The following is a 17,326-nucleotide window of genomic DNA, read 5'->3' as shown; positions in this document are numbered from 1 at the left end:
ACTCGCGGCATCCTGCTTCGGTGGGGGAGGCGCCGGCGGCGGGGCCGGGCCGCGGAGTGCGGTGGTAAGCTCTCCGGCAGACGCGGCCCTCGCCGGACGCGTGTCGTGCCAACCCCCCCGAGCTGCATGCTGAAACCGATTGTCAACAAGCCCAAGCGGCTGATCGGCGTCGCCCTGTCCTTCTCGCTCGCCGTCACGGCCGGGGCGGCCATCTCCCTCTACGAAATGCGTGTGGATGCCTTCGAGCGGGCCCGGGAGGCGGCGTCGAACATGACGGAAGTCATCGAGTACGACGTCACGCGCAATCTCGACCTTTATAGCGCGGCGCTGGAGACCGTGGCACAGCGGCTGGCGGATCCCGAGGTGGCGACGCTGTCCGACCACGTGCGCCGCATGGCGCTGTTCGGCGGCATGATCCGCGCCGAGGATCTCGGGTCCATCCTGGTATCGGACCGGCAGGGCCAGGCCATCCTGGACTCCAGGGCGGAGCCGCCGCGCCCGCTCCATTTCGGCGACCGCGACTATTTCCTGGTCCATGCGCGCGGGCAGGCCAAGGGCCTTTACGTCAGCAAGCCGTTCCAGGTGCGCACCGGATTCGGCCCCGCCATCGCGCTCAGCCTGGGTCTGAAGGATGCCGGCGGGCAGTTCGCCGGCGTGGTGGTCGGCGGCCTGCGCCTGAGCTATTTCGACCGGCTGTTCGCGCGCATGTCCCTGGGCACCCATGGCACGGTGGCGCTGCTGTATGCCGACGGCAGCGTGGTCGCGCGCCGTCCGGCGATCCCGCTGGACAGTCCCGCCGCGACGCGCAGCGTGCAGGCGGACATGCTGGCCAGGAACCCGCAAGGGATCTACCTCGGACGCTCCGTGCGCGACGGCGTCGAGCGCCTCTACGTCTACCGCCGCATCGGCGCCTACCCGCTGTTCGTCGCCGTCGGGGCGGCCACCGGGGACATCTATGCCAGCTGGAAGGCCAGGGCCTGGGCGATCGGCGTACTCGGCGTCCTGTTCAACCTCGCCACGCTGGCGACGGCCTGCCTGTTCGCCCGGCAGCTCGAAGGACGGCTGGCGGAGCAGCGCCGGCATGCCGAGCTCGCGGCCACGGACGGGCTGACCGGCCTGGCGAACCGGCGCGCCCTCGACGAGCGGCTGGCCCAGGAGACGCGGCGCGCCGCGCGCGGGCAGCACTCGATCGCCGTGCTGATGGTCGATGTCGACCATTTCAAGGCCTACAACGACCACTACGGCCACCTGCGCGGGGACAGCGCCCTGCGCGCGGTCGCCGAGTGCGTGCGCGCCAATGTGCGCCGGCCGGGCGACCTGGCCGCCCGCTACGGCGGCGAGGAGTTCTGCGTGGTGCTGCCCGACACCGACCTCGCCAGCGCAGGCGTGGTGGCGGAGAACATCCGCCGCGCCATCCAGGCGCTGGCCCTTCCGCACGCGCGCAGCCCTGCCGGCATGCTGACCGTCAGCATCGGTGGCGCCGCCGGCACACCGCGCCCCGGCGACGATACCTATATGGAGGCGTTGGCCGCGGAGGCCGACGCCCAGCTCTACCGCGCCAAGGCACTGGGACGCAACCGCTGCATGCCGCAGCCTGCCACCGCCGAGGCCGGCGCCCCGCCATGTGTGCCTGTTGCACCACCCGAGGGATAGCGGGCTGCATAGCGGGATGCATGCGGGCTGCATTACGGGCTGCCATCGCATGGTCACGGTTCCGCGTTAAGCTCGCCCATCGAGGCGTGCATCCGCGGCGCCCGCGCCACCGCCCGGAAGCCATGCCCGCCGGCACTGCGCTTGCCCGCCGCCAGGCGCCCGCGGCGGAGCGTCCCGGATGCACGGATCTGGTGCGCAGCGAAGCATCGTGGTGCCGGTCGGTGGCGCCGGCGGGCGGCGGACAAGGCATGCTCCTTGCTCAAGCCTCTTTACGCCGGCCCGGCACAGACGATGCCGCGTCCAATAAGAAGGAGAGACGCAATGAAGCCATTCGATGAGATGCTGCAATCCGGCGACTTGGTGCGGGCGCCTTACGAGCGCCTGAAGCGATGGCTCGACGTACAGGATCCCGCGAGCCTCGCCAGCAAGGCCCTGGAGGCGGAGAACGTATTCCGCCGCACGGGTATCACCTTCGCTGTCTATGGCGATGAAGAAGCCGCCGAACGGCTGATTCCGTTCGATATCGTGCCCCGCATCCTGTCGGGGCAGGAGTGGACCCGGCTGTCGCAGGGCATCGAGCAGCGCGTGATGGCGCTCAATGCCTTCCTCGACGACATCTACCACCGGCAGGAGATCGTGCGCGCCGGCATCGTGCCGAAGCACCTGATCGCGCAGAACGGTGCCTTCCTGCCGGAGATGATCGACTTCCGGCCGCCTGGCAATGTCTATACGCACATCATCGGCGTCGACATCGTGCGCACCGCCGAGAACCAGTTCTACGTGCTGGAAGACAATGCGCGCACGCCCTCTGGCGTGTCCTATATGCTGGAGAACCGCGAGACCATGATGCAGCTCTTCCCGGAGCTGTTCCAGCAGGTCAAGGTGCGCTCGGTGGAGAACTACCCGCAGATGCTGCGCCAGTCGCTGGCCGCGGTCTGCCCGCCGGGCGGCAATGCCGACAACCCGACGGTGGCGGTGCTGACGCCGGGCATCCATAACTCCGCCTACTACGAGCATGCCTTCCTGGCCGACCAGATGGGCGTGCACCTGGTCGAGGGGCGCGACCTGCAGGTGATCGACGGCCGCGTCGCCATGCGCACCACCGAAGGCTTCCAGCCGATCGACGTGCTCTACCGGCGCCTCGACGATGCCTTCCTCGATCCGCTGACCTTCCGCGCCGACTCCGTGCTCGGCGTGCCCGGCATCATGGACGTGTACCGCGCCGGCAATATCACCATCGCCAACGCGCCGGGCACCGGCATCGCCGACGACAAGGCGATCTACTCCTACATGCCGGACATCGTCGAGTTCTATACCGGACGCGCCGCGCTGCTGGAAAACGTGCCGACCTGGCGCTGCGCCGAGGCCGACAGCCTGCAATACGTGCTGGAGCACCTGGAAGAGCTGGTGGTCAAGGAAGTGCACGGCTCCGGCGGCTACGGCATGCTGGTCGGCCCGGCTGCCTCGCGCGCGGAGCGCGAGGCCTTCGCCGCCAAGCTGCGCGCGCGCCCGTCGAACTACATCGCCCAGCCCACGCTGGCGCTGTCGACCACGCCCATCCTGACCGAGCGGGGGCTGGCACCGCGCCACGTCGACCTGCGCCCCTTCGTGCTGGTCTCGGACCGCATCCGCATCACCCCCGGCGGCCTCACGCGCGTCGCGCTCAAGGAGGGCTCGCTGGTGGTCAATTCCAGCCAGGGAGGAGGAACCAAGGACACCTGGGTCCTGGCCGACTGAGCGCAGGCGTACATCGCACCGCACATCGCACGCAAGGAGTGCGGGCGCCCGCGCGGCGCCCCGCCAACGATAACGATCGGAATGGAAGAGATATGCTTCTTGGACGGACGGCAAGCGGACTCTATTGGATGTACCGCTACATCGAGCGCGCGGAGAACACAGCGCGCATCGTCGACGTGGGCCTGCGCATGGCCCTTACGCGCGCCGACGACGCACCGGCGGAATGGTCGTCGGTGCTGGTCAGCTCCGGCGCCGACGAAGGATACCGGCAGAAGTACGAGCAGTTCTCGGTGGAGAGCGCGATCGACTTCCTGCTGCGCGACCGCGACAACGGTTCCAGCGTGCTGTCCTGCATCGAGCACGCACGCGCCAACGCGCGCATGGTGCGCACGGCGCTGACGCGGGAGACCTGGGAGAGCATCAATTGCGCCTGGCTGGAGCTCAGGCGCGGGCTGGCCCAGCCGCTGGTGCAGAGCGAGCTGCCGGCGCTGCTGGACCGCATCAAGCGCGAGACCGCGCTGATCGTGGGCAGCTTCTACAGCACCATGCTGCGCAACGAGATCTTCGACTTCGCGCAGATCGGCGCCTTCATCGAGCGCGCCGACAACACCGCGCGCATCCTCGACGTCAAGTACCACCTGCTGCTGCCGTCGGTGTCGCATGTCGGCACCATCCTCGACAATTATCAGTGGGAGGCCATCCTGCGCTCCGTCGCCGCGCACCGTTCCTACCGCTGGGTCTATGACGTGCAGTACAAGCCCATCCACATCGCCGACTATCTCATCCTCAACGGCCGCATGCCGCGTTCCCTGCGCTTCGCCTGCGGCCGCGTGGTCACCAGCCTGCAGCACCTGGCCGACGACTACGGCCTCACGCACGCTTGTCATGAAACGGCTGCCAGGATCCAGCGCACGCTGGCCGACAGCACCGTCGAACGGATCTTCAAGAGCGGCCTGCATGAATTCCTGACGGACTTCATCCACCGCAACAACAGCCTCGGCATCGAGATCGCCAACGCGTACAACTTCGACTGAGATCCCATCATGCGCCTTGCCATCCGCCATATCTCGCGCTTCCAGCTCGACGACCACGCAGCCTACGCGCTGCAACGCCTGCACCTGCGGCCGCAGAGCGGCCCGGGCCAGACGGTGCGAGCGTGGCAGGTCACCATCGACGGCATCGAGCCGATGCTGACCTATGCGGACGGGCTGGGCAACCAGACCGACCTGGTGCGGCACGAAGGCGACAAGCCCGAGGTCGTGATCGTCGCCGCCGGCGTGGTCGAGACCCACGACTGCGCCGGCGTGCTGGGGCAGGGCGATTCCTATGCCCCGCCCTGGCTGTTCGAGCGCGAGACCGAGCTGACCCGTGCCGGCGACGCGGTCGCCGCGCTGGCCGCCGAGGTGCCGGGCGAAACGCCGGGCCTCGAAGTGCTGCACTGGCTGATGACGGCCATCCACGGCCGCGTTGCCTACACGCCGGAGCGTGCCGCCGAGGCGCCGGCCGATGCCGAGGCGGCGCTGGCCAGCGGCGAAGGCTCGAGCCGCGACTACGCGCACGTGTTCATCGCCGCGGCGCGCGCGCTCAAGATCCCGGCCCGTTTCATCTCGGGCTACCTGATGACCGACAGCCCGGCGCGCCGCCTGGCGGAATCCCTGCGGCTGCCCGCCGGTGCGCTGGAAGCAGCCGCCGAGGCCGGCCGGCGGCAGCCGGCGGAGCAGGACGGCGAGGTCGCGGTCGAGGATGAGGACGAGGCGGAAACGGGCGGCACGCCGCCCGCCACGCGGGATGCCGCCGGCGAGGCGCCCGCACGGCAGCGGCCGGCGGCGGCGGTGGCGCAGCCGCCCTCGGCCCACGCCTGGGCGGAAGCCTTTGTCGAAGGACTGGGCTGGGTCGGCTTCGACCCCTTCCTGAACCGTTGTCCCGACGAGCGCTATGTGCGCATCGCGGCCGGGCTCGACTACCGCGATGCCATGCCGGTGATGGGGCCGGGCGCGCGGGCGGTCGGTGTCGAGATCAGTGTGATCCCGGCGCCCGAACTGGTCTGAGCCGCCGGCGCTCCGCTGCCCGCTCCGGCGGACGGCGGAGGGACCGGCCCCTTGCCTGGCCGCTTGCCCCCAACGACCCTTTACCTGCGTACCCGCTTACCTGTTTGCCAGTTTGAACGTTTGACCGTCCGCCTTTCCGATCTTCCGTAACGCACGGCCACGCTATGCCCATTCACGTCGCGCTCCACCACGTCACCCGCTACCGCTACGACCGCTCCGTCCGCCTCGGGCCTCAGGTCGTGCGCCTGCGGCCCGCCCCGCACTGCCGCACGCCGATCCTGTCGTACTCGCTGCGCGTCGAGCCGGCGCAGCATTTCGTCAACTGGCAGCAGGACCCCTTCGCCAACTACATGGCCCGGCTGGTGTTCCCGGAGCCGACACGCAGCCTGGAGATCACCGTCGACCTGGTGGCGGAGATGTCCGTCTACAACCCCTTCGACTTCTTCCTCGAAGAGAGCGCGCAGACCTTCCCGTTCCGCTACGACGAGGCCCAGCGGCAGGAGCTGGCACCGTACCTGGCCTGCGATTCCGCGACGGGGGGGGCGCCAGCGTTCCGTGCCTACCTCGACAGCATCGACCGCGAGCCCGCCCGCACCATCGATTTCCTGGTGGCGCTGAACCAGCGGCTGCAGCACGACATCCGCTACCTGGTGCGGATGGAGCCGGGCGTGCAGACGCCGGAGCAGACGCTGCAGCTCGCCTCCGGCTCCTGCCGGGACAGCGGCTGGCTGCTGGTGCAGTTGTGCCGCCACCTCGGGCTGGCGGCCCGCTTCGTCTCCGGCTACCTGATCCAGCTCACGCCGGACGTGAAGTCGCTCGACGGTCCCAGCGGCACCGAGGTCGACTTCACCGACCTGCATGCCTGGTGCGAGGTCTACCTGCCGGGCGCCGGCTGGATCGGGCTCGACCCCACCTCGGGCCTGCTGGCGGGCGAGGGGCATATTCCGCTTGCCTGTACGCCGCATCCCAGCAGCGCGGCGCCGGTGGACGGGCTGATCGATGAATGCGAGGTGGAGTTCGAGCACGAGATGCGCGTCACCCGCATCTACGAGTCGCCGCGCGTCACCAAGCCCTATACCGAGGAACAATGGCAGCAGGTGCTGGAGCTCGGTGGCCAGGTCGACGAGGCGCTGGTGAGCGGCGACGTGCGCCTGACCCAGGGCGGCGAGCCGACCTTCGTCTCGATCGACGACCGCGAAGGCGCCGAGTGGAACACCGACGCCCTCGGGCCCACCAAGCGCGGCTATGCCACCGCGCTGGTGCAGAAGCTGCGCGCCGAGTACGGCGACGGCGGCTTCCTGCATTTCGGCCAGGGCAAGTGGTATCCGGGTGAACAGCTGCCACGCTGGGCGCTGTCGGTGTTCTGGCGTGCCGACGGCGAGCCGGCCTGGCTCGACCCCGCGCGCTTCGCCGACGAGCGCGAGCCGGGCACCTGCACCAGCGCCGACGGCGAGCGCTTCCTGCGCGCGCTGGCGCAGCGCCTCGGCCTGGCCACCGATTACATCCAGGCCGGCTACGAGGATGTCTGGTACTACCTGTGGCGGGAACGCCGCCTGCCGGTCAATGTCGACCCGTTCGACGCGCGCCTCGACGACGAAATGGAGCGCGCGCGGCTGCGCAAGGTGTTCGGGCAGAAGCTCGACACGGTGGTCGGGCACGTGCTGCCGATCAAGGTCAGCGAGGGGGGCGCGGCGCTGGCCGGCAGCCGCTGGGAGACCGGGCCCTGGTTCTTCCGCGACGAGCGCATGTACCTGATGCCGGGCGACTCGCCGATGGGCTACCGCCTGCCGCTCGACTCGCTGCCGTGGGTCAGCCGGGCCGACTACCCCTACCTGGTCGAGCGCGATCCCTTTGCGCCGGCGGAGCCGCTGCCGAGCGCGGCCGCGCTGCGTGCACGCCATGCCGGTGCCGGCGTGGCCGCGCAGGCCGGCTATCCATTCCCCGCCTATGCCTTTGCGGCGGCGGCCGGTGGTCCGGCGCCGCTGGCGCTGCAGCCGCCGCGGCTGCGCGCGGCCCCCGGCCGCGACGGCAGCGGCGGGGCGGGCGCCTCGGCGCCGCCGTCGCACGCGGCCGCCGACCGCTTCCCCGACCGCTTCGAGTCGGCCGCCTGGATCACCCGCACAGCCTTGTGCGTGGAGGCGCGCCAAGGCGTGCTCTATGTCTTCATGCCGCCGCTGGCGCTGCTGGACGACTACCTCGACCTGCTCTGCGCGATCGAGCAGACCGCCGCGGCGCAGGGTGTCAAGCTGGTGCTGGAAGGTTACCCGCCGCCGCGCGACGCGCGCCTGAAGATGCTGCAGGTCACCCCCGACCCGGGCGTGATCGAGGTCAACATCCATCCGGCGCACGACTTCGCCGAGCTGGTGCAGCACACCGAGTTCCTCTACGACGCCGCCTGGCTGTCGCGCCTGTCGAGCGAGAAGTTCATGGTCGACGGCCGCCATGTCGGCACCGGCGGCGGCAACCACTTCGTGCTGGGCGGCGCCACGCCGGCCGACAGCCCCTTCCTGCGCCGGCCCGACCTGCTGGCCAGCCTGATCGGCTACTGGCACAACCATCCCTCGCTGTCCTACCTGTTCTCCGGGCTCTTCATCGGCCCGACCAGCCAGGCGCCGCGGGTGGACGAGGCGCGCAACGACCAGGTCTACGAGCTCGACGTGGCCTTCGCCGAAATCCACCGCAACAAGCTGCTGTACGGCCAGGACATGCCACCGTGGCTGGTCGACCGGGTACTGCGCAACATCCTGATCGACGTCACCGGCAACACCCACCGCAGCGAGTTCTGCATCGACAAGCTCTACTCGCCGGATTCCGCCACCGGCCGCCTGGGGCTGCTGGAACTGCGGGCCTTCGAGATGCCCCCGCATGCGCGCATGAGCATCGTGCAGCAGTTGCTGCTGCGCGCGCTGGTGGCGCGTTTCTGGCACGCCCCCTACACCACGCCGCTGACGCGCTGGGGCACGGAGCTGCATGACCGCTTCATGCTGCCCACCTTCCTGCGCATGGATTTCGACGACGTGCTGGAGGAAATGGGCGAGGCCGGCTTCGCTTTCGACCCGGCCTGGTTCGGCCCGCATTTCGAGTTCCGCTTCCCGCGCTATGGCGAGGTGTCGGCACGCGGCATGCAACTGACCCTGCGCGGCGCGCTGGAGCCGTGGCACGTGATGGGCGAGGAGGGGGCGGCCGGCGGCACGGTGCGCTATGTCGATTCCTCGCTGGAGCGGCTGGAGGTCCACGTCACCGGTCTCAACGACAACCGCCACGTGGTCACGGTGAACGGCGCGCCGCTGCCGCTGCAGCCGACCGGCACGGTCGGCGAATACGTGGCCGGGGTGCGCTACAAGGCATGGTCGCCGGCCTCGGCGCTGCATCCGACCATCGGCGTGCATGCCCCGCTGACCTTCGACATCGTCGATACCTGGATGGAGCGCTCGCTGGCCGGCTGCCGCTACTACGTCGCGCATCCGGGCGGGCGCAACTACGACACCTTCCCGGTCAATGCCTATGAAGCGGAGAGCCGCCGGCTGGCGCGCTTCGCCGCGCTCGGGCACACGCCGGGCCGGATGCGCGTGGCGCGCGCCCAGCCGAGCCGGGAGTTCCCCTTCACCCTGGACCTGCGGCGGACCTGATGGCGGCCACCACCGGCACCGCGGCGTGGGCGGGCGCACCCGGCGCGGCGCCGGTGCGGCCGCCCGATGATAGGATGCGCGAGGGGCGGCGCGGGCCGGGCGCAGATCCGCGCGCCTGCCGGCCGCCCCGGGCAGAAGCGATATCGTGATTCCTATTTCCCAAGACTCCCCGGCCATGGGTGACGCCGCACAGACGCCGCCTTCGCCACAGACACCGCCGACGCTGTTCGACAGCGGTGCCGACGCCGCCGAACTGGGCGCCGCGCTGGCGGCGCCCGCGGTGGCGGGCCGCTACGACGAGATGCGCGGCGCCGCCGCCGTGCTGCAATCGGCCGCGCTCGCGCCTGCCTGGCGCGAGTTCTTCAACTGGCTGGGCAGTGTCGGCTTCGCCGACCTCGACCGCCGCGCCGACGCGCTGCAGCGGCGCATGCGCGAGAACGCGCTGGCCTACCAGCTCCATGACACGCAGAAGCAGGGCGCGGCCACGCCGCCGTGGTCGCTCGACCTGCTGCCGCTGATCCTCGGCGCGCAGGACTGGAGCGTGATCGAGCGCGGCGTGCTGCAGCGCATGCGCCTGCTCAACGCCGTCCTGCGTGACGTCTACGGCCCGCAGGAGGTGCTGCGCCGCGGCCTGCTGCCGCCGGCGCTGGTCACCGGCCATCCGGGCTACCTGCGGCCCATGTGCGGCGCCCGCGTCGCCGGCGACACCTGGCTGCACGTGGCGGCCTTCGACCTGGCGCGCGGCCCCGACGGCCAGTGGTGCCTGCTGGCCCAGCACACCCAGGGCCCGTCCGGCCTCGGCTACCTGCTCGAGAACCGCGTGATCGTCTCGCGGCTGTTCCCGCGCGCCTTCCGCGGCCTGCGCGTGCAGCGCCTTGCCGCCAGCTACCGCGCGCTGCTGGAAAGCCTGCAGGAGATGTCCCCGGCGGGGCGCAACGCGCGCATCGTGCTGCTCACGCCCGGCCCCTACGCCGCCACCTATTTCGAGCATGCCTACCTGGCGCGCTACCTGGGCCTGACGCTGGTCGAGGGCGGCGACCTGACCGCGCGCGACAACCACGTCTACCTGAAGACGCTGCGCGGCCTGGAGCCGGTGCACGGCATCCTGCGCCGCGTCGACGACGACTGGCTGGATCCGCTCGAGCTGCGCTCCGATTCCGTGCTGGGCGTGCCCGGCCTGCTGCAGGCGGTGCGCGCCGGCAATGTACTGCTGGCCAACGTGCCCGGTTCCGGCTTCCTGGAGTCGCCCGGCGTGCTGGGCTTCCTGCCCGGACTGGCGCAGGCGCTGCTGGGCGAGACGCTGGCGCTGCCGGCGGTGCATTCCTGGTGGTGCGGCGAGCAGGCCGCCTGCAACGAGGCGCTGCCCCTGCTCGGGCGCAGCATCATCCGGCCGACCTATCCGGCCAGCGTGCAGGCCGGTGGCAGCTTCGACCCGGTCATCGGCGCGCGGTTGACGCCACAGCAGCTCGCCGACTGGCGCGCCCGCATCGCCGCGCAGCCGGCGCACTACACCATCCAGGCCGACCTGCCGCTGTCGCAGGCGCCGACCTGGGCCGGCCGCGCCCAGGGCGGGGACGGCGGCGCGCGCATCGTGCCGCGCCCGCTGCTGCTGCGCGTGTTCGCCCTGGTCGACGGCGCCGGCTCCTGGCGCGTGCTGCCGGGCGGGCTGGCCCGCGTCGGCAGCCGCGAGGCGCTGTTCAACGCGCCGATGCCGCGCGGCGGCAGCACCGTCGACGCCTGGGTCATGACCGACGGCGTGGTCGATCCGACCACGCTGCTGCAGACCCATCTGGGCCCCGAGGACCTGGTCGAGCGGCAGCGCACGATTTCCAGCCGCGCCGCCGAGAACCTGTTCTGGCTGGGCCGCTACACCGAACGCGCGGCCAACCTGACGCGCCTGGGGCTGGCCGCGCTCGAGCGGCTGCGTGGCGAGGACGACGTCGAAAGCCCGGCCCACCTGCACCTGATCGACGCGCTGTGCCGCGACAGCGGCCTGGTGCCGCCCGAGACTCCGCATGCCGCCGAGGCGCCGAACGCCTTCGAGCAGGCCATGTCCGACGCGCTGACGCTGGGCACCGGCAGCGGCGTCGGCATCGCCACCTGCCTGTCCGGCATGCGCAGCGCGGCGGCGGCGATCCGCGAGCGGCTCTCACGCGAACAGTGGCGCCTGATCGACGACGCCGCGCAACTGCTGGAAGCCCACGCCACCGCCGGGGAATCCGCCGAGGAGCGCGACGCCGATGCGCTGCAGATGCTGGAGCGGCTCAACCTGCTGCTGTCTTCCATCACCGGCGCGCAGGTCGACAACATGACGCGCGACGACGGCTGGCGGCTGCTGTCGATCGGGCGGCAGATCGACCGCATCGAGTTCCTCAGCCGCGTGCTGCTGTTCGCCTTCGAGGACGGCGCCATCGAAAAGCCGGATGCCTTCGAACTGGTGCTGGAGCTGTTCGACAGCGCGATCACCTTCCGCTCGCGCTTCCAGCGCTGTTTCGACGTCGCGCCGCTGCTGTCGCTGGTGCTGCTGGACAAGGACAACCCGCGTTCGCTGGCCTGGGTCGAGCAGACCCTGCGCGGGCGCCTGTCGAAGGTCGACCGCAACGAGCGCGACGCGCTGTCGGAACTGGCCGACGGCATTCCGGAAATCGGCGGCTGGCCGCTGCAGGCGCTGTGCGAGACCGACGCGCAGGGACGCCACGCCTTCCTGCTGGCGCGCCTGCGCGAAAGCAGCGAGGCGGCCTGGGAGCTGTCGAACCGGATCGGGGAGCGCTATTTCAGTCATGTCAGGGAGGCGGGCAGGGCACTATGGGGGTGAACGGCAGCACGGCGGGCAAGACGCCACGGCGGGGCAGACGGCAAGGGGGAGCGCGCACGCAGGGGGTGGCGCCAGCGCAGGAGCCGGCGGGCGCGGCGGCGCCGCGCCTGCTGCGCGTGACTCACGACACCCGCTACCAATACGCCGCCCGCGTCGAATCGGCCCAGCACCAGGCGCGCCTGCAGCCGCTGGACACGGCGCGCCAGCACACCGAATCGTTCTCGCTGGAGGTCGAGCCGAAGCCGGAGGGACTGCGCACGGAACGTGACGGCTTCGGCAACCAGCGCATCTCGTTCGCGCTCAACCAGCCGCACGACGTGCTGTTCGTGCGCAGCCGCAGCGTGGTGCGTGTGACCCCGTCGCGGCTGGCGGCCGGCAAGCGCGGCGCGCCGCCGCCGGCCGTGGCGGCGCCGGCGGCCGGGCAGGCGAGCACCTGGGAGCAGGTGCGCGAGCGCTTCCGCTATCGCGCCGGGCAGCCCTACGACCCGGCCAGCGAGTTCGTCTTCGCCTCGCCCCATGTGGCTTGCCATGCGGAACTGGCGCGCTATGCGGCGGCGAGCTTCAGCCCGGGGCGGCCGCTGGTGCAGGCGGCATGGGAACTGATGCGGCGTATCCACGCCGACTTCGCCTACAAACCCGACAGCACCAACGTCAACACGACGGCGCTCGATGCCCTCGCGCTGCGCCAGGGGGTATGCCAGGACTTCGCCCATGTGATGATCGGCGCGATGCGCTCGCTGGGCCTGGCCGCACGCTATGTCAGCGGCTACCTGCTGACCCAGCCGCCGCCCGGCCAGCCGCGCCTGATCGGCGCCGACGCCTCGCATGCCTGGGTCGAGGTCTACGACCCGGCCTGGCCCGAAGACGGCGGATGGCTGCAGCTCGATCCCACCAACGACCGCGCCCCCGGCGACGACTACGTGATGCTGTCGGTGGGCCGCGACTATGCCGACGTCGCTCCGCTGCGGGGGGTGGTGCTGGGCGGCGGCGCGGACCAGCAACTGACGGTGGGGGTCACGGTGGAACCGGTCGATGCGGCAGCGGGCGGGGAAACAACGGCCGGCGCGGCCGGTGCAGCGCCGTCCACGGGCGGCACCCCGGAGCCGGGCGAAGCAATGAGAATGAACGAAAAAGCCGTCTGAACCATTTAATTTCAGAGAAATTGACTGAAGATGACGGCGCCGACTCCGGGGCGGCGCCCGCCCGGCCAGGCATCTGGCACGGCGTGCCTCCGGCTGTCACATTGCCGGCGTAGGGTATCGGCGGCCGGATTGCGCTGCCATTGCGGCAGAACCGGCATCTGCCGTGTTAGGCTGCTGGCGTCCGTAATTCAGACAAGTCCTCGTCAGATGTCAGCCATTTGCCGCGAACGCGCGTTGTCAGGTTCCGGATGCTTTTGCCGTTACCCTGGGTGTCCCTCCCGCCGAGCGCGCAGCGGCAATGAAGCGCCAGAACTCAAAGCGAACTCTCTCCGATGAAGAAGATCCTGGTCGCCAGGCTCGATTTCCTGGGCGACATGGTGTGCACCACGCCTCTGCTGCGCGCCCTCAAGCAGAAATGGCCGCAGGCCGAGATCCACGTGCTGGCCAACCGCTACAACCGCCAGGTCCTGGACCGCAATCCGGACATCAGCCGTGTCCACACCTATGTCTTCAGCCGCCAGCGCAGCCAGAACGAGCGCAGCGGCCGCTTCGCCTCCATCGTCGACCGGCTGGCGCTGATCCATCGCCTCCGGCGCCAGCGCTTCGACCTGGCCATCGTGCCGAACGGCGCCCAGCACACCAGCACCATCAAGTTCATCCGGCTGCTGGGCATCCGCGACTGCCGCTGGCACACCAAGGAAACGGGCTTCGATGACCGCCGCCCCGGCGACCTGGCCAAGGTCCGCCTGCAGCACGAAGCCCTGTCCGGCTTCGCCCTGCTGCCGGAACTGGGACCGGTGGCGGCTGGTGAACTGCGGCCCGTGGTCTATCCGGATCCGGCCCAGGTCGAGGCCATGCGGGCCCGGCTGCCCGCAGGGCAGAAGCCGAAGGCCGGCATGTTCGTCTCCAACAAGGCGCAGGAGCGGCGCTGGCCGCTGCAGCGCTGGCAGGAACTGGCGGACCGCCTGCAGCCGCACTACGACGTAACCTTGTTCCGCGACCGGGCCGACCCGCACAGCGCCGAACCGGCCGCGTCCGCGCACTGCTGGCTGGCGCCGGCCGGCGTCGATGAACTGATCGGTGCCATGCGCCACCTCGACCTGGTCATCTCGGCCGACTCGGCGCCCGTCCACCTCGCTTCGGCACTGCGCATCCCGACCGTGGCCATGTTCGAGGCGCGTCCCGAGAAGTACCAGCGCTGGCATCCGCTGGGGGTGCCGCATGCCATCGTGCATGCGGGGCCGTCCATCGACACGATCGGTGTCGAGCAGATGCACGCGGCGGTGCGCTCGCTGCTGGACGCGGGCGCCGCAGCGGGGAATCCGCTCCACGCCGGCGCGCCGGCCGCCGCGCTGGCCTGATCCGGATGGCATGCCGGGCGGCCAATCGCCCGGTCAGCGTGGTTTCCTGCCGCCAATTCGGGCCGTAGAACGGCCGTCTCCGGCCGTACAATCGGCGCCGACCCGACTCCCGACCCGACTCCCGACCTGGCCCGCACACGCTGCGCGGCCGGCGGCGCCACGCAGCCCAGCCATATGACAGCCACTTCGATCCCCGCCAGCACCGACCAGGGACTGCCCGCCCGCGGCCTGGCCGTCGGCGTCTTCGACCTGTTCCACGTCGGCCACCTGCGCTACCTGCAGTTCGCGCGGGCGCGCTGCCGTTCGCTGACCGCACTGGTCACGCGCGATGCCACCGTGCTGGCCAAGAAGGGCCGGCCGGCGGCGATGCCGGAACTGGAGCGGATGGAGATCCTGCGCGGGCTTGGCTGGCTGGACGAGGTGTCGCTGCAGCCGGGCAGCCTCGACGAGACCGAAGACGCGGTGCAGTGGCTGACCGCGCTGCGCGTCGACCATGTCTTCATCGGCGAGGACTGGCGCGACTCGGCGCGCTGGCAGCGGCTGGCGCCGCGCCTGGCCGCGCTGGGCATCGGCCTGACCTGGACCCCGCGCACGGAAACCGTCTCCACCACCGTGCTGCGCGAGCGCATCCGCGCAAGCTCGCATTCCTAGGCGGAGCGCAGGGTGCTGGCCAGGACTTCCTCGCCCCCCGTGTCGGCGGTGCTGCACGGACTCGGCCGCTTCGGCCTGCATCTGCTGCGCGCCTGGCTCGACCGGCCGGATGGCGGCATCGACATCGTCGCCATCCAGGACGCCCACCACAGCCTGGCGTCCGCCGCGGCCCTGCTGCGGCAGGACGCCAAGGTCTCCTTCGCCGATTGCCGCATCGCTGCCGAGGACGGGGCCTTGCGCCTCGACCTGCCCGGCCGCCAGCCGCTGCGCCTGGCCTACTGGCATGGCCCGGCCGCCGGCTCGCCCTGGCTGGGCCGGGCCGACTGGTGGCTGGAATGCTCCGGCGATCTCGCCAGCGGCGAGGCGGCGCGCGCCTTCCTGCGCGGCCGGACGCGCCGCGTGATCGTCTCGGCCACCTGCCCGGGGGCCGACCAGACGCTGGTGTTCGGCTACAACCACGAGCACTTCGATCGCCGCGCCGCCGTCCTCTCCTATGGCTCCTGCACCGTCAACGCCTTCGTGCCGCTGGCCGCCTGGCTGCATGCCCGCTACGGCGTGGCGGAGGCCGAGGTCGGCGTCATCCACAATGTGCCGCCGCACCGGCTGGCGGGCCACCCGCACCCGGTGCGGCGGCCCTGCACCTTGCAGACCGAGGGGCCGCGGCTGTTGCCTTTCCTGGCGGCAGAGCGCTTTCACGTGGACTATGTGCTGATCCCGTACACCGGACCATCGTTGATCGACTTCCGCTTCGAACTCGCGCGCCCGGCCGCGGCGGCGGCACTGCTGGATGCCTTGCAGGCGGCCTGCAGCACCGGCCCGCTGCGCGGCCTGTACGCGCTCGAAGCCGGCACGCCGTCGACAGCGGCGCTGGCGCTGCGGCCGGAGTCCGCCGTGCTGTCGCGCCCGCTGGCGCGCCTGCACGGACGGCGCCTGGTGCTGCCGGCGGGCTTCGATAACGAGAATTCGGCGGTGCGCTACCTGGACCTGCTCGAGGCCGTCGCGCAACGCGGCGGCTAGCCGCCGCCGGCAATCTGCAAATCGCAGGTTCGTGGTTCGCGGTTCGCGGTTCGCGGCGGGCAGCCCGCAGGCTCAGGCGCGCGCGGGCAGGGCCGCCAGCGCCGTCCGCAGGTGACCGGCGATGTGCAGCAGCAGGCCGTCTTCCGGGGTATGGCGCTCCAGCACCAGCCGGGTCAGGCGCAAGGCCTTCTCCCAATAGCCATTGAGCCAGGCGCCGGTGATGCGCGCGTAGGCGTACCACTGCGTCAGGGCCGAGAAGCCGAGCAGGTTGTGCGCGCCGATGATGGTGTCGAAGTCGGGGTCCGGCGTGCGCCAATCCTTGCCATAGAACGCCGCCAGCCAGGACTCCGCATGCGACAGGCGCCACACCGGGCCGGCCGGACCCTTGTGCGGCACGAGGTGGAGCGGTCCGGGGAAGCGCGTGACGCGCTGCCGGGCGGGCGGCGATCCGCCCGCGGTCCAGAAGCCGCCCAGCAGGCCGTTGCCGTCCGGCGCATCGCACAGGCCGCACAGGTCCAGCACCACCTCCAGCCGCGGGTGGGCGTAGCTGGCCAGGTTGTCGATGGCGAAACGCTGCGGCACCGGCTGCCAGCCGTGGCGCAGCAGGATCGCGCGCGCGGCCGGCAACTCCTGCACCGGCAGGCCCAGGTCGAGATCCTTGTCGAAAGGCAGCAGGCGGCCTTCGCGCACCAGCCCGAGCAGGGTGCCGGCGTGGGCAAAGGCGTGCACGCCGCCCGCCGCGAGTTGCGCCAGGGCCTCCCACAGCACGCCCTCGACGCGCGGATCCTCCAGCCGTCGTGCCGCCGGCGGCGGGTTGTAGACCAGGGGCGCCACGCACAGCGCATCGAGCGCCAGCCGTTGCGCCTGGGCGCCGGCCTCGATCTGCTGCTGGTGCAGCAGGGCGGTGCCGAGGAAATGGAGCCAGTACGGGCGCAGGGCAGGGTGGACCGCCGGTGCCGCCAGCAGGCTTTCGCAGGCGTGCCGTACCTCGGCCGCGTGGCCGAGTTCGAGGCCGAGCTGGCACCAGAGGCGGATATCGTCGGGCGCGATCGGTCCGTTTTGCCGCAAGCGTGCGGACAGGGTGGCGAAGCGCGCCGCGCCGGGATCGGTGCCCGCCGGCGCCGCGCTGTCGGGAGTTGCAGCCATGGGTGGAATTGTCGGTGGATTGCTCTGGCCAAGGCCAGCATCGCTCGCCGGCACGCGCGCGGCGGTGGCAGGAAACCGGGCGGTCCTGCGCTTGCCCCGCGCGTGCCGGCGCGACGTCATGGCATCG

Annotated in this window: 10 protein-coding genes and 2 pseudogenes; 11 read left to right on the top strand and 1 reads right to left on the bottom strand. The window is 71.1% G+C overall.

The annotated features are described in order from the left end of the window. Positions 1 to 126 precede the first annotated feature (126 nt). The 11 genes and pseudogenes from BKK79_RS02480 (at position 127) to BKK79_RS02435 (ending at position 16,053) form a co-directional block, all read left to right on the top strand. A complete protein-coding gene (locus BKK79_RS02480) occupies positions 127 to 1,653 on the top strand; it encodes a diguanylate cyclase (protein WP_071037017.1) in 1,527 nt (508 codons plus the stop codon). Positions 1,654 to 1,974: 321 nt separating this feature from the next. Beyond that, a complete protein-coding gene (locus BKK79_RS02475; protein WP_071012588.1) occupies positions 1,975 to 3,390 on the top strand; it encodes a circularly permuted type 2 ATP-grasp protein in 1,416 nt (471 codons plus the stop codon). Between the two features lie 92 nt (positions 3,391 to 3,482). Further along, positions 3,483 to 4,424: an alpha-E domain-containing protein gene (locus BKK79_RS02470; protein WP_071037016.1), complete on the top strand. Its 942-nt coding sequence runs from the start codon at positions 3,483 to 3,485 to the stop codon at positions 4,422 to 4,424. A gap of 9 nt (positions 4,425 to 4,433) precedes the next feature. Further along, positions 4,434 to 5,237 (top strand): annotated as a pseudogene (locus BKK79_RS02465) (transglutaminase family protein); the annotation flags it as partial. Beyond that, positions 5,229 to 5,438 (top strand): annotated as a pseudogene (locus BKK79_RS42260) (transglutaminase family protein); the annotation flags it as partial. The pseudogenes BKK79_RS02465 and BKK79_RS42260, both read left to right, overlap by 9 nt. A gap of 164 nt (positions 5,439 to 5,602) precedes the next feature. Continuing rightward, complete coding sequence (locus BKK79_RS02460; RefSeq protein ID WP_071037015.1) at positions 5,603 to 9,067, top strand: transglutaminase family protein; 3,465 nt, start codon at positions 5,603 to 5,605, stop codon at positions 9,065 to 9,067. A 175-nt stretch (positions 9,068 to 9,242) separates the two neighbouring features. Continuing rightward, complete coding sequence (locus BKK79_RS02455) at positions 9,243 to 11,882, top strand: circularly permuted type 2 ATP-grasp protein (protein WP_071037014.1); 2,640 nt, start codon at positions 9,243 to 9,245, stop codon at positions 11,880 to 11,882. Beyond that, positions 11,873 to 13,024 carry a transglutaminase-like domain-containing protein gene (locus tag BKK79_RS02450; RefSeq protein ID WP_084084450.1) on the top strand — a complete coding sequence of 384 codons (1,152 nt, stop codon included), beginning with the start codon at positions 11,873 to 11,875 and terminating at the stop codon, positions 13,022 to 13,024. Before BKK79_RS02455 ends, BKK79_RS02450 begins: the two co-directional genes overlap by 10 nt. A 332-nt stretch (positions 13,025 to 13,356) precedes the next feature. Continuing rightward, entirely contained in the window at positions 13,357 to 14,385 is a 1,029-nt protein-coding gene (locus tag BKK79_RS02445; RefSeq protein WP_071037013.1) for a glycosyltransferase family 9 protein, read from the top strand. Between the two features lie 174 nt (positions 14,386 to 14,559). Next, positions 14,560 to 15,036: an adenylyltransferase/cytidyltransferase family protein gene (locus BKK79_RS02440; RefSeq protein ID WP_071037012.1), complete on the top strand. Its 477-nt coding sequence runs from the start codon at positions 14,560 to 14,562 to the stop codon at positions 15,034 to 15,036. 12 nt (positions 15,037 to 15,048) lie between these two features. Further along, positions 15,049 to 16,053 (top strand): hypothetical protein, encoded by a 1,005-nt coding sequence (locus tag BKK79_RS02435; protein WP_157128374.1) that lies wholly within the window; start codon positions 15,049 to 15,051, stop codon positions 16,051 to 16,053. Between the two features lie 72 nt (positions 16,054 to 16,125). Here the strand turns inward: BKK79_RS02435 and BKK79_RS02430 are convergent, their stop codons facing one another. Then, positions 16,126 to 17,199: a hypothetical protein gene (locus tag BKK79_RS02430; protein ID WP_071037010.1), complete on the bottom strand. Its 1,074-nt coding sequence runs from the start codon at positions 17,197 to 17,199 to the stop codon at positions 16,126 to 16,128. Positions 17,200 to 17,326 lie beyond the last annotated feature (127 nt).

The sequence above is a fragment of the Cupriavidus sp. USMAA2-4 genome (assembly GCF_001854305.1).
In the GTDB taxonomy this organism is placed as follows: Bacteria; Pseudomonadota; Gammaproteobacteria; order Burkholderiales; family Burkholderiaceae; genus Cupriavidus; species Cupriavidus malaysiensis.
Note: the sequence above shows the minus strand (reverse complement) of the source record. Positions and strands in the feature narration are given on the sequence as shown.

Excerpts from the sequence above, each read along its gene's own strand:
- BKK79_RS02475 (WP_071012588.1), top strand. The coding sequence starts at position 1,975 with ATGAAGCCATTCGATGAGATGCTGCAATCCGGCGACTTGGTGCGGGCG.
- BKK79_RS02460 (WP_071037015.1), top strand. The coding sequence starts at position 5,603 with ATGCCCATTCACGTCGCGCTCCACCACGTCACCCGCTACCGCTACGAC.
- BKK79_RS02450 (WP_084084450.1), top strand. The coding sequence starts at position 11,873 with ATGGGGGTGAACGGCAGCACGGCGGGCAAGACGCCACGGCGGGGCAGA.
- BKK79_RS02445 (WP_071037013.1), top strand. The coding sequence starts at position 13,357 with ATGAAGAAGATCCTGGTCGCCAGGCTCGATTTCCTGGGCGACATGGTG.
- BKK79_RS02440 (WP_071037012.1), top strand. The coding sequence starts at position 14,560 with ATGACAGCCACTTCGATCCCCGCCAGCACCGACCAGGGACTGCCCGCC.
- BKK79_RS02480 (WP_071037017.1), top strand. The coding sequence starts at position 127 with ATGCTGAAACCGATTGTCAACAAGCCCAAGCGGCTGATCGGCGTCGCC.
- BKK79_RS02455 (WP_071037014.1), top strand. The coding sequence starts at position 9,243 with ATGGGTGACGCCGCACAGACGCCGCCTTCGCCACAGACACCGCCGACG.
- BKK79_RS02430 (WP_071037010.1), bottom strand. The coding sequence starts at position 17,199 with ATGGCTGCAACTCCCGACAGCGCGGCGCCGGCGGGCACCGATCCCGGC.
- BKK79_RS02470 (WP_071037016.1), top strand. The coding sequence starts at position 3,483 with ATGCTTCTTGGACGGACGGCAAGCGGACTCTATTGGATGTACCGCTAC.